We start from the raw sequence: 23622 nt of genomic DNA, 5'->3' as shown, positions 1-23622 counted from the left end.
GGGGTGGGGATCGCGTACGAGCAGGTCGGACGGGGTTCGCCCGATCTGCTCTTCCTGCCCGCGTGGATGATCGCCGACAGCGGGCTGTGGGCGGCGCAGCGCGACGGGCTGAGCGAGCGGTTCCGCTGCCTGTCCTACGACGCCAGGGGCAGCGGCCGGTCGGACCGGCCGGTCGACCCGGTGCACTACCAGGTCACCGAGCTGGTGGCCGACACGCTCGCGGTGCTGGACGCGGCCAGCGTGGACCGGGCCGTGCTCGTCGGCCACTCCCTCGGCGGCCTGGTGGGCTACCTGACCGCCGCGCTCCACCCGGACCGGGTGTCCGGCCTCGTGCTGCTCTCCGCTTCGGTCGATCTCGTCGGTGACGAGGACGCTCCGCTGGCACGCTCCATCGCGACCTTCGACCGGGCGATGCCGGGCGAGGACGGGTGGGCGCGCTACAACCGGCATGCCTGGCGGCGTGACTACGGCGGCTTCGCCCGGTGGTTCGTCGACACGGCCCTGGGCGACGAGGGCACGGCCGAGGCCCGCGCGGACGGCGTCCGGATGGCGCTGGACGTCACACCGGAGGTGCTCGCCGCCGGCATCGCCGCACGGTCGGGGCTGCCGGCCGCCGACCAGGCCGCCAGGCTGCGCGGGCTGGCGGGGCGGATCTCCTGCCCCGTTCTCGTGGTCCACGGCGACCGGGACGCCGTCGTGCCGCCGGCGTGGTCCGACGCGCTCGCCGTGGCGCTGGACACCGGCGTCACCTCCCTGCCGGGCGCCGGCCACTGCCCGCAGGTGACCCGCTCGGCCGAGGTGAACGCGCTGATCGGCGCGTTCGCGGCCGGCATCGTGACCGGCGGGGCGGCGGCATGAGCGAGGCGGGGGCGAGGGTGAGACACCGCATCAGCAACCCGGTCCGGGGCCGTCTGAACGCCGCCACGCTGCGCGCCGTCGACCGCTATGCCCACCTGCTCGTCGGCGAGCGGAAGCGGGCGCTGTTCGCGGACCTGCCCGAGCAGATCGTGGAGATCGGCCCCGGCACCGGCGCCAACCTGCGCTACTACCGGCCCGGCACCCAGCTGGTGGCGATCGAGCCGAACGTCCACATGCACGGCCCGCTGCGGGCCGCCGCCCGCCGCCACGGCATCGAGCTGGAGCTGCGCACCGCGACCGCCGAACGGCTGGCGCTGCCCGACGCCAGTGCGGACGCCGTGGTGAGCACGCTGGTGCTGTGCACGGTGCCCGATCCGGTCGCGGCCGTGGAGGAGGTGTGGCGGGTGCTGCGCCCCGGCGGACGGCTGCTGTTCCTCGAGCACGTCCGCGCCGGCGGCGGCTACGGACGGCTGCAACGGCTGACCGCCCGGCCCTGGCACTGGCTGTTCGAGGGCTGCGACGTCCGCCGCGACACCGAAGGCACGATCCGCGCCGCCGGCTTCAGCTCCGTCGACGTCCAGCGCTACCGCATGCGCTCGGCGTTCCTGCCGATCAACCCGCAGATCGTGGGCACGGCCACTCGCTAGCGGCTATCGTCGCGCCGCATGAGGTTCTGCGTGCTCGGGTCGGTCGAGGCGATCGCCGCGGACGAGCCGCTTCCGCTCAGCAACCGTCAGCGGGCCCTGCTGGCATCGTTGCTGGCCCGGGTCGGCGAGGTCGTCTCCGCCGATCGCCTGGCGGACCTCGTCTGGGATGAGGCGCCGCCCGCCGATCCGGCGAGTGCGCTGCACAACCTCGTCTCCAGGCTGCGCCGGCTGCTCGGCCCGGACGTGCTGGTCACGCGGTCTCCCGGCTACGCGCTGCGGGTGGACGGGCCGGAGGTCGACGCCGTCCGGTTCGAGGAGCTGGTGGAGCGGGCGCGGCAGGCGCCGCCGGCCAGGACCGTCAGCCTGCTCGACGAGGCCCTCGGGCTGTGGCGCGGCGCCGCGTTCGCCGGGTTCGCCGACACCGACGTGGCGCGGCTGGCGGCGATCCGGCTGACCGAGGCGCGGCTGGCGGCGGTCGAGGCCAGGGCCGCCGCGCTGCTGGAGTGCGGCCGGGCGGCCGAGGCGCTGCTGTCGCTGGAGCCGTTCGTGGCCGACCAGCCGCTGCGGGAGCGCGGTCGCGCCCTGCAGATGCGCGCGCTGTACGAGCTCGGCCGGCACGCCGATGCTCTGAAGGGCTACCAGGCGTACAAGGCCCACCTGGCCGACGAGCTCGGCCTGGAGCCGTCCGAGCCGATCCGCCGGCTGGAGCTGGAGATCCTCCGGCAGGAGGTGCCCGGCCCGGCCGCTGACCCGCCGCCGCTGGCCGGCCTGCAGGCTCGGTACACCTCCGCCGGTGACCGGACGATCGCCTACGCCGAGCTCGGCGCCGGTCCGCCGCTGGTCGCGCTGCCCGCCTGGGTGTCGTCCATCGAGGTGACCGCCTCCGGCCGCGACCCGCGCTCGTCGCTGCTGCAGCGTCTGGCCGGGCACACCCACCTGACCGTGTACGACCGCTTCGGCACCGGCCTGTCTCGCGGCGGCGTCCCCGCCGACTACGGGTTGGACCCCAGCGTCGACGAGCTGGCCGCCGTGATCCGCCGGACCGGCGGCCGGGCCAGCCTGCTGGCCATGTCGCAGGCCGGGCCGGTGGCGATCGCCTGCGCCGCCCGCCACCCGGACCTCGTCGACCGCCTGATCCTCTTCGGCACGTACGCCAGCGGCCCGTCGGTGTTCACCCACACCGGCCTCAACCGCACCCTGGTCGACATGGTCCGCGCCCACTGGGGCATGGGCTCGCGCCTGATGGCCGACCTCTTCCGCCCCGGCGTCTCCGACGCGGCCGCCTTCCACCTCGCCCAGGTCCTCCGCGACTCGGCACCTCGCGAGGTGGCCGCCGGCTACCTCGAAGCCGTCTACCACATCGACGTCGCCGACCTCCTGCCCCAGGTCAGCGCCCCCGCACTGGTCCTGCACTACACCCAGGACCGCGTCGTGCCCTTCGCCGGCGCACACGAGCTGGCCACGGCGCTCCCGCACGCCCAGCTCATCCCCCTGAACGGCGCCTACCACCTTCCGGACGCCGCCGACCTGCCCGCGGTGGTCACCGCGATCCTGGACTTCCTCGAGCCCTGACCGCGGTCCGCCGTCATGGCGTGCGGTCCTGGTGGTCGGCGGTGGCCGCGACGCGCCGGTCCTCGGCCGCGGTGGTGAGCGTGTCGATGTGATCGGCCAGGTCCGGGTGGCTCTCGCGGAGGTGCTCGCTGGCGGTCTCCAGGAGCGGAAGAAGGGTCGCCGGGTCGTCACCGCCGAGCGCGTCGCCGAGCTCGTCGGCGTGGCTCTGCGCGGCGTCGGTGAGCCCGCTGGTGGTGCTGACCTGGCCGGCGAGGCGGCGCAGCTCGGCGGCGTTGGAGCGGGCCCAGGCGGTCACCGCGCGCTGGCCGGCCCGCCTGCCTCGGACGGCCCGCACGCGTCCCTCGGCGGTGGCGCCGCCCGGTGTGGGATCGAGGCGCAGGTAGCGCCGCTCGGCGGCCTGCCGGCTCGTGACGCCGAGCGCGGGCGCCAGTTGCGCCCAGCTGGCGCCGGCGTCGCGGGCGGCGGCGATCAGGGGCGCCTCGATGCCGGCGACGCGCTCGCGGATCTCTCGCAGGACCTCGAGGGCGCCGAGCAGCTGGGCGCGGTCGGCGCCGTCGGCGCGGGGTTCGACGGCCCGGCCCAGGTCGGCGAGCCGGGCCATGAGGCCGGCGATCGCCGCCTCGACGGATGTGTCGTCCACGCGCCCACCTTTGGTCGTCAATTCAATGACAGCTTCGCTTGTCATCGTTGTGATGACATCCTATCCTGAGTTCTGCGCGTTGACATCCGTAGTCGAGAGCTTCGGGAGGTGTTGACGTATGTTGATGCGCACCGATCCGTTCCGTGAGTTCGACCGGCTGGCTCAGCACATGTTCGGCGCCGCCTCGCCCGGGACGTGGTCTCGCCCGGCGGTCATGCCGATGGACGCCTACCGCTCGGGTGAGGAGTTCGTGGTCGAGTTCGACCTGCCTGGCGTGTCGCCGGACTCGATCGAGCTCGACGTCGAGCGCAACGTCCTCACGGTGCGGGCCGAGCGCCGGCCGCACCGAGCCGACGAGGTCGAGATGCAGGTCTCGGAACGTCCGCTGGGCGTGTTCTCCCGCCAGCTGTTCCTGGGCGACACGCTCGACACCGAACGCATCCGGGCCGGCTACGACGCCGGGGTCCTGACGCTGCGCATTCCGATCAGCGAGGCCGCGAAGCCGCGCAAGATCGCCATCGACGCAGTGCAGGACCGCAAGGAGATCGACGCCTGACCCGGCCGGGGTGACCAACCATGACGCTGCCGTCGACACGTGACTGGGACCGCGAGTTCGCCGCCATCGTCTATGCCGAGGACGCGTGGCTACGGGCGGAGTTCGACGCGCTCGTCGGCGCCGGTTTCGGTGCGGACGCGCTCGGCGCGGCCGGCACCGCCGCGGCGTCCCGCCCGCGACCGTGGACACCTGCGCGGCCCCGGGCTCGGGCGCCGATCGGCGCCGTTCCACGGCGGCGGCATACCGGCCCGCGGCCACGGCCCCCGCCCCTGGGCCTCCGCGGGTGCGGTCGTCACGGGCCGTGACGACCGCACCCGCACCGGCGGCGAGAGCCCGCCGTGTGAGAGGCGTCGAGGCGGGTATTGATGAGCTCACACGTGACCCGGGTGCGTTCCGGGTCCGGGTATCGGGGAGCGTGACGGTGATCGAGAACGACGGCACACCGGGCTGGATCGAGCAGCAGCCCACAGCGAGAACCGTGCGCCATGCCCGGCCGGCCGCGCCCAGGGGATTGCGCGCGACGAGCGCGGTGGTGATGCGCAGACTGCGCAGGCACGCTCTGGTCGCCATCTCCCCCGGCGCCGTCCACCGGGGTCGCCACGGGCGCCGACGCCACTGAACGAACTCGCCGGCGTCGGCTCGCGGAATCAGACGCCGCGCGGGTGGCGGGTCGGGTGTCAGCCGGTCAACTGGTTGAGTTTGCGAATCTGCTTGTCGAAGATCCCGGCGGGGGCCAGGCGGTGCAGGACGCTGGCCCGTCCAGCCAGGGGGCCCGCGGTGTAGCGCAGCCTCGGCTTGGCGTCGGTTGCCGCTGAGACGATCACCTCGGCGACGACGGCGGGGTCGTCGCCGTCCCTGATCGCTTGCGTCACCAGGCGGTCGGAGACGCCCCGCTGCCTGTCGTAGACCGGCAGGTGCGTGTCGGGCCTGGCGCTGTTGGCCTCGAATCCGGTCCTGGTGTAGCCGGGTTCCACGAGCAGCGACCGGATGCCGTACTCGCGGACCTCGTGATCCAGCGACTGGGAGTAGCCCTCGATCGCATGTTTGGACGCCCCGTAGACGGCCATGTAGGGCGCGGGCAAGAACCCCAGCACGGAGGAGACGTTGACGATGCGCCCGCGTCCCTGGGCGCGCATGTGCGGCAGGACGGCCTGCACCATGCGCATGACCCCGAAGACGTTGGTGTCGAAGACGCCCTGGGCCCGGGCGACGGAGGTCTCCTCGGCCGCACCCGTCGAGCCGATGCCGGCGTTGTTGACCAGGACGTCGATCCGCCCGAACCGCTCGATCACCTGCTGGACCGCGGCGGTGACCGACGCGTCACTGGCCACGTCGAGGTCGAGGAACGTGACACCGTCGAGCGGCGTGAGGCGCGCGGTGTCGCGACCTGTGCCGGCCACCTCGAAACCGGCTGCGACCAGCGCCCGCGCGGTCTCCTTCCCGATGCCGGATGACGCGCCCGTCACCAGGGCCACCGGCCGATTCGTCGTCATCATGGCACTCCCAGCTCGTCTCGGAAACCGATCGGTTTCCAATCGCCCCTCACTGTAAACCGATCGGTTTCCGCGCGCAAGCTCGAGCAGGAGCCGATCCCGGGCCGAGTTCGCACCCGAGGGCAGGACGGCGATGCGTCAGCGCATGCCTGCCGCATCGAGGAGGGCCGCCACAGTGGGCGCGATGAGCCCCGTCAGATCGTCGGCGCCGATCCCCGCGCGGGCACTGGCGCCATCGAAGACCAGCATCAGCTGACGGGCCAGCAAGTCGGGATCGCTCACCCCACCTCGCTCGGCCTCGGCACGGAAGAAGTCCGTGAGCCCCTCCTTGATCCGGTGTGCGACCTGGCTCGCAGGGTGACTCCGGTCCTTCAGTTCGATCTGCACAGCCAGGTAGCGACAGCCTCGGAACTCGGGCGCACCCGCCTGCAGTTCCACTGCCGCGAAGACCTGCTGGATCCGCTCGCGGGGCGAACGGTCGTCGTCCGCCGCAGGCAGCACCGCCGCCACGTAGGCGGCGGCCTGATCCTCGAGGCTCGCCGCGAGCAGTTCGTCCTTGCTCTCGAACAGTTGGTACATGGAGCGCTTGGACACACCCGCCGCCTTGCACAGCGCCTCGACGCCGATGCCCACACCGTCTCGGTAGGTGAGCGTCGCCGCCGCCTCCAGCAGCCGGTCCCGGGGACTTTGCTTCGCCGTCGTCGTCACGGTGCGAGGGTAACTCGATTCCCTGCCGATGAAAACCGATCGGTTTACGACCGGTGCCGCCGAGCCTGCCGAGGTCAGGACGCTCCGGACAGGTCGGGGAAGGAGTGGTGTTCGTGCGCGACCACCCAGCGGGCCTGCTCCTTGCGCAGCCCGAGCGTCAGCCGCAGCCGGTTCGCCGGGTTGCCGGCGAGCTCGTCCGGCGTACCGCATCGCAGCAGCGCGAACGCGTATGCGACCTCCGCGCCGGCCACCACGTCGAGCGTCTCCACCTCGAACACGGCTCCCTGCGCCTGCCATTCGAAGAACGGCGGCCAGGCGTCGCGATAGGCGTCGATGCCGCGAACGCCCTCGTACGGGGGCGGCACGTCGAACATCACGATGTCGTCGGCATGATCGGCCAGGACGGTGTCCAGGTCGCCCGCGTGTACGGCCGTGGCCCAGCGCGTGATCAGTGCCCGGATCTGCTCGTGGTCGTCGGTCATCGTGCGGTCCCTCCATCGTTCGTTCTGTCCCCCTGCGGGGGTCCGGCTGAGCTCGCTCTGAGCCCGCCGGTACGAGCTGCGGGTTATGACCTCGTCCGGCCGGAGGACTCATCGATGCCGCATCTGACGACCGAGCTCACCTGATCGTGCTGGTGTGTTGCCCGGCCTGCCACACCGCCCACAGCCGGGCGTAGGTGCCGCCGGCGGCGATGAGTTCGTCATGGGTGCCGGTCTCGATCACGCGGCCGGCGTCCATGACCACGATCCGGTCACACGTGGCGGCTTGGGAGAGCCGGTGAGCGATCACGATGCCGGTCCGGCCGGCCAGGACCGCCTCCGAGGCGCGATCCAGCTGCTCGGCGTGGGCGGACCCGGCCTCGGCGGTGGCTTCGTCGAGGATCGCCAGCTCCGGGTCGGCGAGGAGCAGGCGGGCGAGGGCGAGCTGTTGCGCCTGTGCCTCGGTGAGCGGATGTCCGCCGGCGCCGACCACCGTGTCGAGGGCGTCCGCCAACTGGTCGAGCAGGTCGGCGGCGCCGGTGGTGTCGAGCGCGGCGCGGAGGTCGCGGTCGGTGGCGTCGGGGGCGGCGAGCGTGAGGTTGTCTCGCAGCGTCCCGGCGAACACGTGTACTTCCTGGGTGATGACCGCGGTGCGGCGGGGACGTGTCACGGTCCCGGCGTCGGGCCGGTGAACGCCTGCGATCACGGCGGCGAGCGTGGTCTTTCCGGCTCCGGACGGCCCGACGACCGCGAGGTGCTGACCAGCCGGGATGTCGAGGCCGATGTCGTCGAGCACGGGCGGGCCGTCGCCGTAGCGGAACGCGACCTCGCGGAGCCGGACGGCGGTAGCCAGGTCTGACGGCGTCGTCGACGCGTCGGCCGCGTCCGCGGCCGGGATCGTGACGACGCCGATCATGCGGCTCAGCGATGCGAGGGCCGACTGGAGGGTGTCGATGACGAACAGCAGCTGGTTGACCGGTCCCAGCAGGCGCAGCACGAGCAGCATGGCGGTCGTGGCGCCGCCGACGGTCGAGGCCCCGTGGTCGATGAGGACGAATCCGACGACGAGCACGGCGGCCAGGCTCAGGCATTCGCCGAGGTTGAGCCGGGCGTTGAGCATGCTCTGCACGGTGCGTGCCCGCAGCGCCTGCACAGCGACGCTCCAGGAGTTCGTCATCACGGCGCGATGACGCTGGTCGGCGAGCCCGAAGCCGAGCACGGTGGCGTAGCCGCGCTGGGACTCGAGGAGCTGCTGGGCACGCGCACTCATCGCGGCACGCTCGGCGCGGTACACCCGCGGCCCGGTCCGTAGATACCACCGCATGGCGAGCGCGTAGACGGGCAGCACGACGGCGAAGGCGGCCGCATAGGGCCAGTCCAGCGCCGCGAGCCCTCCCAGCGACACGACGATCGTGAACGCGGTGACGGTGAGCACCGGGATCACCGCGGGGGCGGCATCGGCCACGGCGGTGACGTCGTCGCTGGACCGGGAGATCAAGTCCCCTGTCCCGGCGCGTTCGACGCGGTGCTGCGGGAGCGTCATGGCGCGGCCCACGAGCCGCTCACGCAGCGTGGCGAGGATGGTGTGGTAGACCCGCGTGGCAAGCACGATCGTCACCGCGGTGCCCGCCGCGCCGAGAAGGGCCGAGAGCGCCATGACGGCCGTGACCGTGAGCACGGTGCCGAGGTCCGCGGTACCCGTCTGCACCCGGTCGACGAGGAATCCGATCGCCACCGGCGGGATCAGGTCGACACCGGTGCTGACGATCCCGAGCAGCCCGACAGCGGCGAGCCTGAGCCGGTACCCGCGGCTGAGCCGCCAGACCTCACTGGCCGTCTCCCTGCCGCCCGTGACCGGCAGCCCGTGCTCGGTCGCTCCCATCCCGGTCACCGCGCCGCCCCTTCGCCCACCGGCGCGTCCGCGAGGACGTCGACGACGCGGTCGCAGCAGCCGAGCAGCACCGGCGACGATGCGATCAGCAGCGTCGAACGGCCGGCACGGACGCCGCGCAGCCGCCCCGCGATCGCGTGCTCGGTGACCGAGTCCACCGCCGTGGTCGGGTCGTGCAGCACGAGCACCGGCGCGTCGCTCGCGAGGGCGCGGGCGAGAGCGACCCGCTGGCGTTGGCCGCCAGAGAGACGGTTGCCGCCCTCGCCGACCGGGACGTCGAGATCGGCGGCGAAGTCGTCGCACGCCGCGGCCCGCACCGCGGCCTCCACCCTCTCGGGCCCGCCGCCCCTGACGGTGAGGTTGTCGCGGATCGTGCCGCTGAACAGGGTGGCCCGGTGCGGCGCGACCGTGACCCGGGAGCGGTACTCATCCGCCGTCAGCTCCCGCGCCGCGCGCCCGTCGAGCCGCACCTCGACCTCGCCGCCGGCTCGCGGGTCCAGCAGCGTCGCGGCGATGCGGGCGGCGGTCCGGTCGTCGGCGCGGACCGCCACGAGCTCTCCGGGCTCCACCCGGATCGTCGCACCGGGCGCGAACACCTCCAGCACCGGCAGCGGCGCGACCTCATCGCATGCTGCGTCGTCGGGTCCGCGGTTCCCGCTGTCGGCGCCCCGCAGCACGTCGATGACGCGCGCGGACGAGGCGAGGCCTCCGGCGAGGTTGGGGATGGACGCGTTCGCGATCGACTGGATCTGCGGCAGCAGTGCCTGGGTGAGGCCGACGGCGGCGATCAGCCCGCCGACGCTCAGCTGACCATCCACGGCGAACCAGCCCGCCAGCCCCATCACCGCGGCGACGAACGCGCCAGTGACCGCACCCGAGCCCACGAGGAACCTCCCCAGCAGTCCCGCGTTGCGCTTGGCTCCGACGAGGGTCTCCTGGCTTGCCTCCCGGTACCGCCTGGTCGCCTCGGCCTCCGCGCGCAACCCCTTGACCACCCGGTATCCGGCGACCAGATCCGTGGCCCGCCCGACGGTGGAAGCCAGTAGCCCCTGGTACTCGCGGGTGTCCTGGGAAAGGCGCCGGCTGAGCACGCCCATCGACCACACCGCGACGGGCGCTCCCACCAGCACCACAAGCCCGAGCAGCCAGTGCGTCGCCAGCAGCGACACCGCGATGAACCCGATGGCCGCGATCCTCGAGATCGGCAGGATCACCAGGATCCCCGCGTTGGCGAGGCGGGCGACGTCGCTGGTCATCACGGAGACGACGCTGCCGTCCGGCGCCCGGGCCGCACCGCCGGCCGGATGCAGCACGCCGGTCGAGAGGGTGCTGCGGAGCCGGTGCTGCAGCAGCTGCACCGCATACGCGGTCAGCCGATTCGCGAGCTTCGCCGCCACCGTCAACACGATGTAGAGGGCCACCAGCACGCCGAGCCACAGCACCAGCTGCGCCGTGTCGCCGGTCGCCAGCGCGCGGTCGATCGCGACACCCATCACCACGGGGACCGCCGACTCGCCCACCTGCCACACGATCGCCAGCAGCATCGCGGGAACGGTGACCCGCTTCACCGAGAGGATCACGCGCAGCAGGAATCGACCTGGCGTGATCCCCGCCGCGGCCTCGAACGGCCCCGCCTCGGGCGGTTGGGCGGGGGCATGCAGAAGCACGGGCAGCCGGCGCGTCAGAGGTCCCCGGCCCAGCCCCGCCGGGTCGGCATCCGAGCAGCCCGCGGCGTCCGTGAGTTCTGTGGGCATCGCGCGTCACTCCGCCATGGGCGGCAACCACCAGCGCAGGGCATCGGCGAAGAGTCCTCGCCACCATGCGTAGTCGTGTCCGCCGGCGAACTCTCGGTAGTGGGTGTCGTATCCCTTCCCGGTGAGCACGTGGTTCAGCCAGCGGCTGTGGGTGTTCGAGCTTTCCAGCTCGCCGACATCGTGGAAGATGCGGATGGGTGCCGGTTCCGCGGCCAGGTAGTCGGCGATCAGTGTCGGTATGGGAGTGCTGCGCAGCAGTTCACCTGCCCCGCTGCCCCCTCTGAGGTCAGGGTGGTACCCGCACGAAGGTGACTGGATGATGGCATTGCCGAACGTCGTCGGGTGATGCAGCGCAGTCCACCCGGCACACAGACCGCCGAAGCTCTCACCGGCCAGCGCTACGTCGCCGGGGTCGCGCGAGAGCGGATATCGGTGGTGGAGCCACGGCAGCAACTCGTCGACCAGCATCTGGGAGAACGCCGGATTGCAGAGCAGCTCTTGGTAGCGCTGCAATCCGAGCTGATCGACGAGGACCACCGCACAGGGCCGGATCAGTCCGGCTTGGACAAGGGCATCACGAACGCTCGGCGCGCTGTGCTCCGGCGTCCCGTCCAGGTGGATCACGAAGGGCAGTGCGGTCTCCTCCGAGAACTCGCCACGGGGCATCGAGACCCAGATGCGGCGTTCGTTGCCCAGGAGCTCGCTGGCCAGCACGGCCGACTCCATGGCCGGGGCCGGTCGCGCTTCGGCCTGTTCGAGCCAGGGCAACGGCACCGCATCGGGCAGCACTGCCACGGAGGCCCCGGAGAACCTCTCCACCGCGCACTCAGCGAACTTCGGTGGCGGATTGAACGGGTCCGGAATCTGTTCCTCGTCGGCCATGGGCCCACATCGTGTGAACACATACGAAAAGCGCAGGTCGGAACGCATCCGCAAAGTGAGGATGCGAAACGGCGTTCCCGGCACCGAGGTGAACTCAGTGCCCATCGGGTTGAAGCCGATGTTGGGGCCGATGACAACCGAGAGTGTGACCGTCGTGTCGTCCCCGGGCTCATCGACGAAGGTCACCTCCACCTCGCCCGGAGTGACCCGTTCGACGAGCGGAGCACGCGTCTCCTCGAGGTGCCGTCTGAACCTTTCAGGACTCCACTCGCCGGCGGACAGTTTCTCGACACACGGATTGGCCATTGGTCACGTCTCTACTTCCGTACCGGTTGGCCGCGAGCTTCTGCCGGGTTCTCCGCGGCCGAGTGGCACGACCTGCGGAGTGCCGGCCACCGGGTCCGACACCACGAGACAGCGCAGGCCGAACACCTCCTCGACCAGTTCAGCGTTGACGACCTGATCGGGGGTGCCTTCGGCGACGACCTGGCCGTCTTTCATGGCGATCAGGTGGCTGCCGTAGCGGGCGGCCTGGTTCAGGTCGTGCAGGACGGCGACCAGGGTGTGGCCGGCCCGGTTGAGGTCGCTGAACAGCTCCAGCAGTTCTATCTGGTGGGCGATGTCGAGGAAGGTCGTCGGTTCATCCAGCAGCAGGATGTCGGCGTGTTGCGCGAGCGCCATCGCCACCCACACCCGCTGGCGCTGCCCGCCGGACAGCTCGTCCACCAGACGGCTCGACAGGTCGCTGACCGTGGTTTGGTCCATCGCCCTGGCCACGGCCTGCTCGTCGGCTTCGGTCCACTGCCGCATGAAGCCCTGATGCGGATACCGGCCCCGGGCCACCAGGTCCGCCACGGTGATGCCGTCCGGCGCGATCGAGGTCTGCGGCAACAGCCCGACCCGGCGTGCCACCTCCTTGGTCTTGAAGGAGTGAATATCGGCGCCGTCGAGGACGACCTGCCCGGTTGACGGTTTCAACAGTCGTGACAGGCCGCGCAGCAGGGTGGACTTGCCGCACGCGTTCGGCCCGACGATCACCGTGAACGACTCATCGGGGATCGCTACTGACAGGTCCCGGGAGATGACGCGTCTGTCGTAGCCGATCGTCGCCGACTGCACGTGGAGTCGTGTGTGAGTGTTCATAGGCGTCTCCTGGCTTCGGTGAACAGCAGCCAGCCGAGATAGCCGCCGCCGAGCATGACGGTGATGATCCCCACCGGCAGCGGAGTGGGGGCGACGTGCTGGGCGATGTAGTCCGCCGCCAGGCACAGCAGCGCGCCGACGAAGGCGGCGGGGGCGAACGTGATCCCGCCCGTGCGGGCGAGCCGACGGGCGATCTGCGGTGCGACCAAGGAGATGAACGCGATCGGCCCCGACGCGGCCGTGACGGTCGCGGTCAGCGCGACGCCCACCACGACGAGGCCGAGCCGTGCCGGCGAGACCCGCACGCCTTGCGAGGCGGCGGCCTCGTCGCCGAGTTCCAGCTGCCTCATCGGGCGGCTCAACATGCCCGCCACGAGCAGGAGCGCGGCGATGCAGACGCCCCCGATGATCACTTGGTTCCAGGCCACGCCGTTGAGCGATCCGGCGCCCCATGCGGCGGCGGACATCGCCTGGTCCAGGTCGGCCTTGAGGATCAGCCAGGTGTTCAGCGACCCCAGCATGGCCGAGACGCCGATGCCGGCGATGATCAGCCGGAACCCCTGCACCCCTCGTCGGTAGGCGAGGGCGTACACGGCGACGGCGGTCGCCATGCCACCCAGCAACGCCCCGCCGACCAACTGCTGGTAGGTGCCGTTGACGACGAGGATCACGATCAGCGCGCCGGTGTAGGAGCCCTGGGAGAACCCGATGACGCTGGGGTCGGCGAGCGGATTGCGCAATATCGACTGGAACACCGCGCCGCTCACCCCCAGTGCGGCGCCGAACACCACCGCCGCGGCCACCCGTGGCAGCCGCCACTCGACCACGACGTCGTGCACCAGCCCCGTCTCCCCGCCCGTCAGCGCGGAGACGACCTGCCCGGGGCTGAGTTGGTACGACCCGGTCATCAGCGCGAGCACCGCCATGCAGGCGACCGCGAGCGCGAGCCCCGCGCAGACCGTGACCGAGCGCCACTCGACTCGCACTGCGACCTTCCAGCGGCGCAAGACCAGCACCCGCCGCCCGAAGTCCACCCGCTCCGCGGGTGCCGCGCCCGTCAAGTGAGTGTGAGCCAACCGCGACCGAGACGAAGCGCCTGCGCTCATAGTCCGCTCGCCTTCTTCCGCCGCACCAGTGCGATGAGTACGGGCGCGCCGACGAAGGCGGTGACGATACCCACCTGGATCTCACCGGGCCTCAGCACGACCCGCCCGAGGATGTCGGAGACCAGCAGCAGGCTCGGCGCGAGGAGGAGGCTGTAGGCGAAGATCCAGCGTTGGTGGGGTCCGACGATCCACCGGGCCACGTGCGGCACCATCAGACCGACGAACCCGATCGGTCCGGCGATCGCGGTGGCCCCTCCCGCGAGCAGGGTGAGCGCGATGATCGCGAGGACGCGAGTGCGCGCCAGCTGGACACCCTGCGCAGCAGCCAGCTCATCGCCCAGGGCCATCGCGTTGAGCGGGCCGGCGACCACGAAGGTCAGCACGAGCGCCAGTGCGAAGAACGGCAGGATCGGCCAGAGCAGCTCCAGCGGGCGGCCTGCGATCGAACCGGCGTTCCAGTTTCGCATCGCATCGAATGCCTCCGGGTCGGTCAGTTGGAGCGCCTCCCTGGCGCCCCCGAGCACCGCGCCCAGGCAGACCCCGGCGAGCACCATGACCACTGGCGAGGAGCCCTGGCGCGTCGCACCGAGAGCCAGCACCATCAGCGTGACGAGCAACGCCCCCGCGAACGCGAACCACATGTAGCCCTGGATGTCACGGACGCCGAGCCACCCCACGGCGAGGGTCACCGCGAAGGACGCTCCGGCGTGGACGCCGAGAATGCCCGGATCGGCCAAGGGATTTCGGGTCAGCGCCTGGATCAACGCGCCTGACAGGCCGAGCGCGATCCCGACGGCCAAGCCCACGATCGTGCGCGGCAGCCGATAGTCGCGGACCGCGAACTGATCGGCGTCAGGAGACGGGTCGAACAGCGCATCCCAGATCACCGCGACCGGTATCGCTTTGGACCCCACCATGACGCTGAGCACCGTCAGCACCATCAACGCGACGAGGGCGGCGGCCAGCCCGACGACACGGCGGCGTCGGTGCGAGACCGGGGCGGCGACTCTCGTGTCGAGGGTCGCCGCTCCCTCCATGTCCGTGAGTGTCATCCGGCCTCGGGCAGCGTTGCGAGCGCCTCCTCGAGCGACTCCAGGTTCGAGATCTTGGCCGAATAGGTGTAGATCGTGCGGCACTGAACGCCGATGGCCCGGCCATCCGGCACCTGCGGAAGCGACTTCCAGATGTTGGAATCCAGCACCGGCGCGAACTCGGGCTTCACGCTCCCATCGGGCCCGAGGGGGTAGATGAGCACATCCGCGTCCGCCACAGTGTCGCTGAGCTGCTCCATGGACAAGTCCTTGCCGGTGTCTTCTTCTTCGCTGGTCGGCGGACTATCGGGGAGGATCTTCAACCCCGCATCCCCGGCATAGTTCGTGCAGAAGGAATCGGGGTATTCCAAGAAGATCGTTCCCGTCTCCCCTGGATTCGTTCCACCACTCCAGCGGTTCAGGACCATGAAGGTCGTGGAATCGAGAAGGTCGGCGTACTCGTCCTTGACGTCCGCGGCAAGCGTTTCGTACTCGGTCTTGTCGGCCTCGAAGTTGTCGAGTTCGCCGACCGCGTCAGCAAGTCGCTCGTACTGGGACTTCCAGTTGGCGGTGTCCTGCTCGATGTAGACGGTGGGTGCGATCGACTGAAACCGCTCCTCGTTGTACCCCGGCAATATGTGAGAGGGCTCGTGGACGACGATGAGGTCCGGCTCGAGGCTCGCGACCGTCTCATAATCGACCTCCTCACCCGTATCGACCGCGGCTTCGTTGATCTGCTTCTCCTCCGCGGAGAGCCACGGAAGCTCACTGCCTGAAGCCCGTGGCATTCCGACGGGCTCCATGCCAAGGCTCAGGTAGGTAGCGGCCGAGCCGATCGCGACGATCCGCTGCGGATCGACGGGGATCTCGATGGTGCCGTTGTCGGCCTCGAAGCTGCGGGTCTCGTCGGCCCTCGTGCCAGCATCGGCGTCACTGCCGCAGGCGGTGAGGACGAGCGCGACGCCCAGGAGTACGGCGGCCGGCGCCGCGCCGCGTCGTCGTGGCGGTGCAGTGATCATGGATGCGTGCTTCTCTCTCTTGGTTGCGCGGGGCGGATCTGTCACTCCTTGGCTTGGAGGGACGCCAGTGCGCTGTCCAGCGAGTCCAGGTACTGCAGGACGGGCCCGTAGGAGTTGTTGCCGGAGCAGAAGACTCCGAGCGCGCGACCGTCGGTCACGGCAGGCAGCGCCTTCCAGGTGCTGGTTTGGGTCACCGCCTGGAACGGCTCGGTCGGATGGCCCTCGGCATCGACGGGATAGGTGATCACGTCGTACTCGGCCAGGCTGCTGAGCTGCTCGAACGGCAGATTCGTGTAGGCCAGCGGATCCTCGCCCTCGGCGGCCTCAGGCAGGTCCAGACCGAGGTCGTCCCTGGCGATCTCGGAGCAACCGATGTCCGCGATGTAGAAGGTCCCGGGATCGTTCCAGTCCCCGCGGGAGACGTCGACGAACGAAGTACCGTCGATGATCTCGCCGTACTCCTCCTGAATTCCGGTCACCTTCTCCTCGAACTCCGCCTTCTGCTCGTTCAACCCCTCCGTCAGGTTGCCGGCTTCCGCGATCGCGTCGGCGAAGGCCTTCCACTCGATGTCGAGCCCCCAGTAGACAGTGGGAGCAACCGACTCCAGTTGGGTGCCGACCTCATCCCAGTCACTCGAGTGGAACTGGACGAGGATGAGGTCCGGCTCGAGGCTGGCGAGCTTCTCCAGGTCGATCTCCTCGGACCCGACGTTCACGGCACCCTCGTACGCCGCCTTCTGTTCTGCGGGAATGGAGACGAGCTCGGAGGCGGAAGCCTCCGTGACGCCTACCGGTTCGCCGCCGAGGTCGATGAACGGCATCGTCGTGTTGCCGATCGTGACGATTCGCTGCGGGTCGGCCGGGATCTCGATCGTGCCGTTCTCGGCCGTGACGCTGCGGGTCTCGGCGGTCGCGTCGCCGGTGTCGTCCTCGTCGTCACCGTCACCGCAAGCGGTGAGGACGAGCGCAGTGCTCAGGAGTGCGGCGGCCAGGACCGCGCCGCGCCGTCTCAGGGGTGTCGTGGTCATGCGGTGTTCTTCTTCCTCTTCATCGTCGGGGTGAACGTCAGCGGGTGCCGGCGGGCACCAGTTCGTGCACGGCGGTGCCCCAGCCGACGGTGTGTGCGGCGTGGCGAACGAGTCCGGCCCGGGCGATGACTGCGTCGAGCTCGGCGGCGGTGCGCAGGCCGGAGCCGTGGCAGGTCAGCGCGATCAGGTCTGCTTCGCCGTCGTGCTCGTCGAGGTCGTCGGCGTCGAGGACGTCCTCGATCAGCAGCACCCGGCCGTCCGGGAGGAGGTTCTCGGATGCCCGGCGCAGAGCGTGGGCGGCATCGGCGTCGGGCAGCGCCTTGAACGCGCGGCTGATCAACACCGCGTCCGCCGCCGGGCTGGGCTCGAAGACGGACTGCTCGACCACGGTGACCCGCGCGCGCTGCCGCTCGTCGGGAATGGTGTCGGGCAGGTCGCGGCGCAGCCAGTCGGCCTGGGCGGGCAGCGCGCAGATCGTCACGCGCAGGTCTTCGTGAGCGGCGACGAACTCGCGCACCAGGGCGCCCGCGCCGCCGGAGTGGACCACCAGATGCCGAACGTCGGTGAGCAGGCCGGACTTGGCGATCGGCTCGGCCAGCGCGGGCTGGAACCTCGCCAGTCGTTCCAGGTAGCGGTCCTCGTAGTCCTGTTCGGCTCGCACGTCCGCGAAGGTCTGCCCCGTGACCGAGGCGTAGGACGGCCCGCCGGTGCGGATCGACTCGGTGAGGCCGTAGATGCCGGCCAGCTCACGACCCGCCACCCCGGCGGGATGCAGAGCGTCCGCGACGAACTCGTTGGTCAGGACCTCGCCCACCGCCGTCAGGCCGTAGCGGCCGGGTTCGGGCTCGGTCAGGATGTCCACGGCGTGCAGGTAGCGCAGCAGCTTGCCCAGCGCCCGCTCGTCGCTCTCGGTCCGGCCGGCCAGCTCCGCCACGCCTGTGACGCCGCGTGAGATCAGCTCCGGAACGCCCAGCTCGACGGCGGTGCGGATCGCCAGCGGCCGGATCAGCTCGGTCAGCTCATGGAGCTTCTCGAACGGCGTCATCGACTTCTCGGGGTCGGGCACCGCCTCGTCGGTCGCCAGGGCGACGACCTCGCCGCGCCGCCAGTACCCGCTGAACTCGATGTCCTCCGTCGGGACTTCTCGCTCCTCGACCAGGTGGCGGCGCAGATCCCGCACCGCCGTGTGCTCCCCCGCGAGCCATGCGAACGGCCGGCCGTCCCACCAGGCGCCGTCCCTGACCGCGTCCCGGAGAAGGGTGGTCGTGCCCGCCTCGGCGCCGTCGCGGACCAGCCAGGTCACCTCGACGTGCGGCAGCGCCCGCAGCTCCAGCCGGTGCGCGTCCTCGGCGACCTCGACGAACACCTGCGCCCGCGCGTCGTCGGGCAGCTCGTCGAGCAGACGGGCGATCGCGGGGATTGCCGTGTCGTCGCCGGCGACCAGGAGCCAGTCCGCGTCGTGCGGGAGCGCGCGGGACGCGCTCGGGCCGTAGAAATGGATGCGATCACCGACCTGGGCGCGGTAGGCCCAGGTGGCGCCCACGCCGACGCCGTGCTTGACGAAGTCCACGTCCAGCTCGCCGGTCTCGGGGTCCCAGCGACGCACCGTGTACACCCTCGACAGCGGCCGGGGGTCTCTCGGCAGGTCTACGCCCCTCTCCCGCTGCACCGGCAGCACCGGCTCGACGTGGCCGGGGTAGCGGAACACCAGACGGATGTCGTCGTCGAACCCCGGGGAGTCGAACGCCGGCTGCGGAAAGCCGTTCGCCGAGGTGAACGCGCGAAGCTGCTCGCCGCCCAGCGTGATCCGCCGCATCGCCGGCGTAAGGTCCACCACCCGGACGACCGCGACCTCCCGCAGGGTCAGGGGGTGCACAGTGAGCCGGCGCGAGGTCTTCGGCATGCTGAGGGCGGGCCTTTCTGGTCTACTTCAGGTCTGAAGGCCGCGCTCCACCATGGAGGGGAAGGCCCTCGGATAACCTTAGGTAAGCCTTGCCTCCAATGGTGTGCGTAAACTGCCATATAGTTATGGAGTGGCTGCCGCACCCCCGCCGTCGATCCCGTCCGCACGGGCCGACTCGAGAGGGCATCCCGGGCACGCGCTGCTGATCTGGGTCCGCACCGGCACGGCGCACGTGCGCATCGACGACGCCGTGGAGTTCCGCATCGCCGACGGCGAAGGCGTCTGGATCCCCGCGGACGGCTGGAACCGCCGCGAGATCGTCACCGAGCCGGGTACCGTCGCCTTCCCGCTGTCGCCGCACGCGAGCGTGGGCGCAGGGGCGCCGACCGAGCCGACGTGGTTCGACGTCCCCGACGGCTGGCGGGACTGGCTGATCCAGCACTTCAACCTCATGGTCACGCCGCTGGCCGGCCGCGGCTATTCACACGACGGGCTGATCGACCTTCTCCGCCGTCCCGGCTCGCGACGACCCGCGCCGCAGCGAAGCGGGGGCGCCCCGTCCCCCGCACTCGAGCCGCCTGCGATGCCGAGAGCCTCCGGCGCCAGAGCGGTGGCGGAGCAGCTCATCCGCGACCCAGCGCTCGACCACAGCGTCGAGGACTGGGCGGCGGGGGTGCTCGCCAGCCCACGCACCCTGCGCCGCGACTTCCTCGCCGACACCGGGCTCACCTTCGAACAGTGGCGGCTACGCTGCCGGCTGAGCGCGGCCGTCGAGTTCCTGGCCGCCGGCTACGGTGTCGACCAGGTGGCCGCGCGGGTGGGCTTCGCCAGCCGCAACGGCTTCACCCGCGCGTTCAAACAGCAGTTCGGGCCGACGCCCCACGAGTTCAGCCGGCAGCTCTCCGCACACCACGCCATCGGCGATCCTTCGCAGCGCGTGACGGCCGCGCGTCAGGCCGACGACCTCGTGACGATGGTGCGGGAGGGTCGCGTCTCGGCCACAGCGCCTGGGCTGCTCCCAGCGGCACGCACGGCCCCGCACGCCAACGACCTTCATGTGCTCAGCTGGGTGTACCGCGGCAGCGGGTATCTGGACATCGGCGATCGCCGCTACGAACGACGCCGGGGCGTCGCGACCTGGATCCCGGCCGGCGTGGAGCACGTCACGGGTCTTCGCCAGGACTCGATCTCGCTGCCGCTCGGGACCGCGGGCACCGGCGAGCTGCGGCTGACAGAACCGCTGCAGGTCCAGTTCTCGCCGGCCTGGGACGACTACCTCATGTTCTGCTCCGTCAGCGCCCGATCGCTGCTGCGACCGGACGGCTACGACACCGGGCATGTCCTCGAGCTGTTCCGCGAGCAGCTCGCCGCTCAGCGCGCGCGGACCGCGCCGATGCCGACCGACCGGCGTGCGCACGCCGCCGCGACAGACTTCCTGCGCACGGTCGGCGCCGGCGATCGATCGACCGCCTACGACCTGCCCGCCGAGGTCCACCGCGCCTTCCGAGACGAGACCGGCATGACCTTCGCCCGCTGGCGCTACGCGGCCCGCATGCGCATCGCGCGCGACCTGCTGGCCGGCGGCGCCAAGCCCAGCGCCGTCGCCCGCCGCGTCGGCTACGCCCACCTGCCCAACTTCAGCGCCGCCTTCTCCCGTTTCCACGGGCTCTCCCCACGCGAGTACCAAGAACGCGAGGCGGCGAAGCGCTAGCTTTCTGCTCCGGCTACCGGCATTGCGCCTTCGGCGTCAACGGCCGATCGACCTGGGGCGGGCCGGCGCTCGCCCGGTCTGCGTGGTGGATGGCGACAATGGCCGCGGTCCAGTGTCGCCACCCCTGACGTCAGCAGCAGCCGGTGTCGCAGCAGTCGGTGGTCTGGTCGTCACAGCAGTCCATCGTCGCCACCTCCTCTCTCCGCGTATGGGTGGGCTCAGGCGGTCGCGCAGCAGGCGGCGCCGCGGCTCGCGGTGAGCGCGGCCCACGCCGCGCGCAGCCGGTCGGCGGCTCGGGCGAAGCCGCTGCGGCGGCAGCACGTCGCGATGGCGACGAGCCGCCGACGGGCCGCCTCGGCGAGGAGATCACGCCGGCGTTCGGTCGCGATGACCTCGGGCAGGTACGGGTACATGACGCCTCCTCCAGCTCGCGGGCTGGAACATCCAGACCGTGTTTCGACGTTCATCTAAACACTGATTCGAAGAATCTCAAAGCAATGCTGCGAAGATCTTCGAAACAGACCACTCCAACGAGTAGGCTGAGGCCACCATGAGCACCGCGACGATCGGCCCCGAGGCACCCGCGACCGCACGACCGCTACCGGTGCTGAACGACTGCTGCACGCCGACCTCGGCCATGAGCGACGACGACGCCTCGCTGCTGGCCGGCATGTTCAAGGCACTGGCCGACCCGGCGCGAGTGAAGATCCTGTCGATGCTGCTCAACGCCGACGAGGTCTGCGCCTGCGACTTCTCGGCGAGCATCGGCAAGACGGCGGCCACCACCAGCCACCACCTCAAGCTGCTGCGCGACGCCGGGCTGATCACCGGCGACCGGCGCGGCACCTGGGTCTACTACCGCGTGATCCCCGAGCGCCTCACAGCCATCCGCGACGCCTTGACCCTGGGCCAGTGAGCCCTACGGACGTCGTCATTACGATGGGCTGTGGCGACGGCCGCGTCCGAGCGCTGCTCGCCGACCTCACCGACACGGAGCCCAGGTGACCGACAAGCCCAGCGTGCTGTTCGTCTGCGTCCACAACGCCGGCCGCTCTCAGATGGCGGCAGGATTCCTCAGCCACCTGTCCGGCGGCGACATCGAGGTCCGCTCGGCCGGCTCCGCGCCCGCCGACCAGGTGAACCCCGTCGCCGTCGCGGCGATGGCCGAGGTCGGCATCGACATCGCCGCGGAGCAGCCGAAGATCCTCACCGACGAGGCGGTCCAGGAGTCCGACGTCGTCATCACCATGGGCTGCGGCGACGCCTGCCCGTTCTACCCGGGCAAGCGCTACGAGGACTGGGAGCTGGACGACCCGGCCGGCCAGGGCATCGAGGCCGTCCGCCCCATCCGCGACGAGATCCGTGGCCGCGTCGAGGCGCTCATCGCGTCCCTGAAGGAGAGCGCGGGCTGACCCCCTCGGGAGGGCCATCCGGCGCCCTGGTCACGGGTGTTCCTCCCGTTCCCAGGCACGGAAGCCTTCGACCGCGGTCGGCAATGTGGGGAAGATGTGCTGCTCGCCGATGCGGCCGAGGAGCCCGGTCGGGGCCAGCTGGTCGCGGAGATCCTGCTTGAGGCGTGCCAGGGCGAGGACGATGCCGCGCCGCTCCAGCTCGGCGCGCAGCGACTCCACCGCGTCCGCGCCGGTGACATCGATCTCGACGTTGGCCTCGACGTTGAGGAGGAACCAGCGCACGGGTTCGGTCGCGGCATCGACGGCGGCGAGGGCCCGGCTGCGGAAGTTCTCGGCGTTGGCGAAGAAGAGGGGCGAGTCGTAGCGGTAGACCAGCAGGCCGGGGATCACCTCCGCCGACGGATAGTCGTCGACGTCATGCATGCCGGCGAGGCTCGGGACGATGCCCTGGATCGCGTCGTGCGGCCGGGCGACCCGGCGCAGCAGGTCGAGCACCGAGAGCGCGATGGCGACCACGATGCCGAGCAGCACGTCGAGCACCAGCACGCCGGCCGTCGTGGCCAGGGCCAGCAGGAGCTCGCTGCGGCGGAACCGGGCGAAGCGGACCAGCTCGGCCACGTCGACCAGCCGGGTGGCGGCGTACACGACGACGGCCGCGAGGGCCGCCAGCGGGAAGGCCGCAAGGACGGGCTTCAGGGTGATCAGCGCCAGCAGGGTGCACGCCACCGTCACCAGGCCGGTCAGCTGGGTGCGCCCGCCGACCGCGTCCGCGATGGCGGTGCGACTTCCGCTGCTGCTCACCGGCATCCCCTGCAGCGCGCCGGCCCCGAGGTTCGCGGCGCCGAGGGCGAGGAGCTCGCGTTGCGGGTCGATGGTCTGCCCGTGCCGGGTGGCGAACCCGCGGCCGGTGAGGATGTTGTCGGTGTAACCCACGAAGGCGATCCCCAGTGCCGGGGCCAGCATGGCGCTCAGGTCCGACAGGCCGATGTCGGGAACGCCGGGCACCGGGAAGCCGCCGGGGATCTCGCCGACCAGCCGCACGCCGCGATCGGAGAGGTCGAGGATGGCGGCGGCCGCGGTGGCACCGAGCATCCCCACGAGGGCCACCGGCGCACGCGGGAAGCGCGCGGCGGCCACCAGCATCGCGGCCAGCGTGATCAGACTGAGCGCGGCCGTCGGCCCGTGCATCTGGTCGAGCTCCCCGAACACCTCCCGGACCTCGGCCACGAAGCCGTCGGCGTCCTCCGGCACGCCGAGCAGCTTGCCGAGCTGCGAGGACACCATGATCCCGGCGATCCCGGCCAGGTAGCCGACGAGGACCGGGCGGGACAAGAGGTCTGCCAGGGCACCGAGGCGGAGCAGCCAGCCGAGCACGCAGAAGCCGGCCACCAGCAACGCGAGCGCGGCAGCGGCGGCGGTGACGTCTGTCCCGGTGCCGGCGACCGTGGCCAGGGCGGCCGCGGTCATGAGCGCGGTGGTCGACTCGGGACCCACCGACAGCAGCCGTGACGAGCCGAGAAACGCGTAGAGGGTGAGGGCGCCCACCACGGCCCACAGGCCGGCCTGCGCCGGCACACCCGCCAACTCGGCGTACGCCATCACCTGCGGGACCAGGTACGCCGTCACCGTCACGCCGGCGAGGACGTCGCCGCGCAGCCACGTGCGGCTGTAACCGCGTACCCAGCCGGGCACCAGTCCCCGCATCTCAGGCTCGGCTCCTTCCAGCGAACCTCCTGGCCAGTCGCATCAGTCTGGCCTTCCTCGGCAGGTACGCCAAGTCGGCCGATCC

22 protein-coding genes are annotated in these 23622 nt (G+C 71.2%); 7 read left to right on the top strand and 15 right to left on the bottom strand.

Going from position 1 to position 23622, the window contains the following annotated elements; translation table 11 throughout:
* From C1I92_RS02935 to C1I92_RS02925, 3 genes are all read left to right on the top strand, one after another.
* On the top strand, positions 1–858 hold an 858-nt coding region (locus C1I92_RS02935; RefSeq protein ID WP_146605001.1), incomplete at its 5' end, for an alpha/beta fold hydrolase.
* A gap of 17 nt (positions 859–875) precedes the next feature.
* Positions 876–1505 (top strand): class I SAM-dependent methyltransferase, encoded by a 630-nt coding sequence (locus tag C1I92_RS02930; protein WP_199520901.1) that lies wholly within the window; start codon positions 876–878, stop codon positions 1503–1505.
* Positions 1506–1523: 18 nt separating this feature from the next.
* Positions 1524–3077 carry a bifunctional AfsR/SARP family transcriptional regulator/alpha/beta hydrolase gene (locus C1I92_RS02925; protein WP_111253153.1) on the top strand — a complete coding sequence of 518 codons (1554 nt, stop codon included), beginning with the start codon at positions 1524–1526 and terminating at the stop codon, positions 3075–3077.
* A gap of 13 nt (positions 3078–3090) precedes the next feature.
* Here C1I92_RS02925 and C1I92_RS02920 read toward each other — a convergent pair whose 3' ends face one another.
* A complete protein-coding gene (locus tag C1I92_RS02920) occupies positions 3091–3717 on the bottom strand; it encodes a type III effector protein (protein ID WP_199520900.1) in 627 nt (208 codons plus the stop codon).
* A 118-nt stretch (positions 3718–3835) separates the two neighbouring features.
* Between C1I92_RS02920 and C1I92_RS02915 the strand changes: the two genes are divergently transcribed.
* Complete coding sequence (locus C1I92_RS02915; RefSeq protein WP_111253152.1) at positions 3836–4273, top strand: Hsp20/alpha crystallin family protein; 438 nt, start codon at positions 3836–3838, stop codon at positions 4271–4273.
* Between the two features lie 677 nt (positions 4274–4950).
* Here C1I92_RS02915 and C1I92_RS02905 read toward each other — a convergent pair.
* The 12 genes from C1I92_RS02905 to C1I92_RS02850 form a co-directional block, all read right to left on the bottom strand.
* Positions 4951–5769 carry an oxidoreductase gene (locus C1I92_RS02905; protein ID WP_111253150.1) on the bottom strand — a complete coding sequence of 273 codons (819 nt, stop codon included), beginning with the start codon at positions 5767–5769 and terminating at the stop codon, positions 4951–4953.
* A gap of 135 nt (positions 5770–5904) precedes the next feature.
* Positions 5905–6474: a TetR/AcrR family transcriptional regulator gene (locus C1I92_RS02900; RefSeq protein WP_111253149.1), complete on the bottom strand. Its 570-nt coding sequence runs from the start codon at positions 6472–6474 to the stop codon at positions 5905–5907.
* Positions 6475–6548: 74 nt separating this feature from the next.
* Positions 6549–6956, bottom strand: a complete 408-nt coding sequence (locus C1I92_RS02895) for a nuclear transport factor 2 family protein (protein WP_111253148.1) — start codon at positions 6954–6956, stop codon at positions 6549–6551.
* Between the two features lie 136 nt (positions 6957–7092).
* Positions 7093–8835, bottom strand: coding sequence for an ABC transporter ATP-binding protein (locus tag C1I92_RS02890; RefSeq protein ID WP_111253147.1), 1743 nt, complete (start codon positions 8833–8835; stop codon positions 7093–7095).
* Positions 8836–8840: 5 nt separating this feature from the next.
* On the bottom strand, positions 8841–10598 hold the full coding sequence (locus C1I92_RS02885; RefSeq protein WP_199520898.1) for an ABC transporter transmembrane domain-containing protein: 1758 nt from the start codon (positions 10596–10598) through the stop codon (positions 8841–8843).
* Between the two features lie 6 nt (positions 10599–10604).
* Entirely contained in the window at positions 10605–11666 is a 1062-nt protein-coding gene (locus C1I92_RS02880; RefSeq protein WP_158563935.1) for an alpha/beta hydrolase-fold protein, read from the bottom strand.
* Between the two features lie 123 nt (positions 11667–11789).
* Positions 11790–12623, bottom strand: coding sequence for an ABC transporter ATP-binding protein (locus C1I92_RS02875; RefSeq protein ID WP_111253144.1), 834 nt, complete (start codon positions 12621–12623; stop codon positions 11790–11792).
* On the bottom strand, positions 12620–13729 hold the full coding sequence (locus C1I92_RS02870) for a FecCD family ABC transporter permease (RefSeq protein WP_111253143.1): 1110 nt from the start codon (positions 13727–13729) through the stop codon (positions 12620–12622). Before C1I92_RS02870 ends, C1I92_RS02875 begins: the two co-directional genes overlap by 4 nt.
* Positions 13726–14766, bottom strand: a complete 1041-nt coding sequence (locus C1I92_RS02865; protein WP_199520897.1) for an iron chelate uptake ABC transporter family permease subunit — start codon at positions 14764–14766, stop codon at positions 13726–13728. Before C1I92_RS02865 ends, C1I92_RS02870 begins: the two co-directional genes overlap by 4 nt.
* Positions 14767–14777: 11 nt before the next feature.
* Positions 14778–15779, bottom strand: coding sequence for an ABC transporter substrate-binding protein (locus C1I92_RS02860; RefSeq protein ID WP_111253142.1), 1002 nt, complete (start codon positions 15777–15779; stop codon positions 14778–14780).
* A gap of 41 nt (positions 15780–15820) precedes the next feature.
* Positions 15821–16807 carry an ABC transporter substrate-binding protein gene (locus C1I92_RS02855; RefSeq protein ID WP_199520896.1) on the bottom strand — a complete coding sequence of 329 codons (987 nt, stop codon included), beginning with the start codon at positions 16805–16807 and terminating at the stop codon, positions 15821–15823.
* A 37-nt stretch (positions 16808–16844) separates the two neighbouring features.
* Complete coding sequence (locus C1I92_RS02850) at positions 16845–18710, bottom strand: siderophore-interacting protein (protein WP_111253141.1); 1866 nt, start codon at positions 18708–18710, stop codon at positions 16845–16847.
* 130 nt (positions 18711–18840) lie between these two features.
* On the opposite strand from C1I92_RS02850, the gene C1I92_RS02845 reads away from it, so the two are divergent.
* Positions 18841–20421: a helix-turn-helix domain-containing protein gene (locus tag C1I92_RS02845; protein ID WP_199520895.1), complete on the top strand. Its 1581-nt coding sequence runs from the start codon at positions 18841–18843 to the stop codon at positions 20419–20421.
* A 218-nt stretch (positions 20422–20639) separates the two neighbouring features.
* Here the strand turns inward: C1I92_RS02845 and C1I92_RS02840 are convergent, their stop codons facing one another.
* Positions 20640–20834, bottom strand: a complete 195-nt coding sequence (locus tag C1I92_RS02840) for a hypothetical protein (protein WP_111253140.1) — start codon at positions 20832–20834, stop codon at positions 20640–20642.
* Between the two features lie 137 nt (positions 20835–20971).
* Here C1I92_RS02840 and C1I92_RS02835 point away from each other — a divergent pair, with 137 nt between their 5' ends.
* Together C1I92_RS02835 and C1I92_RS02830 are read left to right on the top strand one after the other, a co-directional pair.
* Positions 20972–21337 carry an ArsR/SmtB family transcription factor gene (locus C1I92_RS02835; protein ID WP_111253139.1) on the top strand — a complete coding sequence of 122 codons (366 nt, stop codon included), beginning with the start codon at positions 20972–20974 and terminating at the stop codon, positions 21335–21337.
* A gap of 85 nt (positions 21338–21422) precedes the next feature.
* Positions 21423–21833: an arsenate reductase ArsC gene (locus tag C1I92_RS02830; protein WP_111253138.1), complete on the top strand. Its 411-nt coding sequence runs from the start codon at positions 21423–21425 to the stop codon at positions 21831–21833.
* Positions 21834–21863: 30 nt separating this feature from the next.
* Here the strand turns inward: C1I92_RS02830 and C1I92_RS02825 are convergent, their stop codons facing one another.
* Entirely contained in the window at positions 21864–23537 is a 1674-nt protein-coding gene (locus C1I92_RS02825; protein WP_111253137.1) for a SulP family inorganic anion transporter, read from the bottom strand.
* Positions 23538–23622: the final 85 nt, after the last annotated feature.

This window comes from Jiangella anatolica (assembly GCF_003236295.1).
GTDB lineage: Bacteria > Actinomycetota > Actinomycetes > Jiangellales > Jiangellaceae > Jiangella > Jiangella anatolica.
This window is presented reverse-complemented; position numbering and strand designations above follow the sequence as displayed.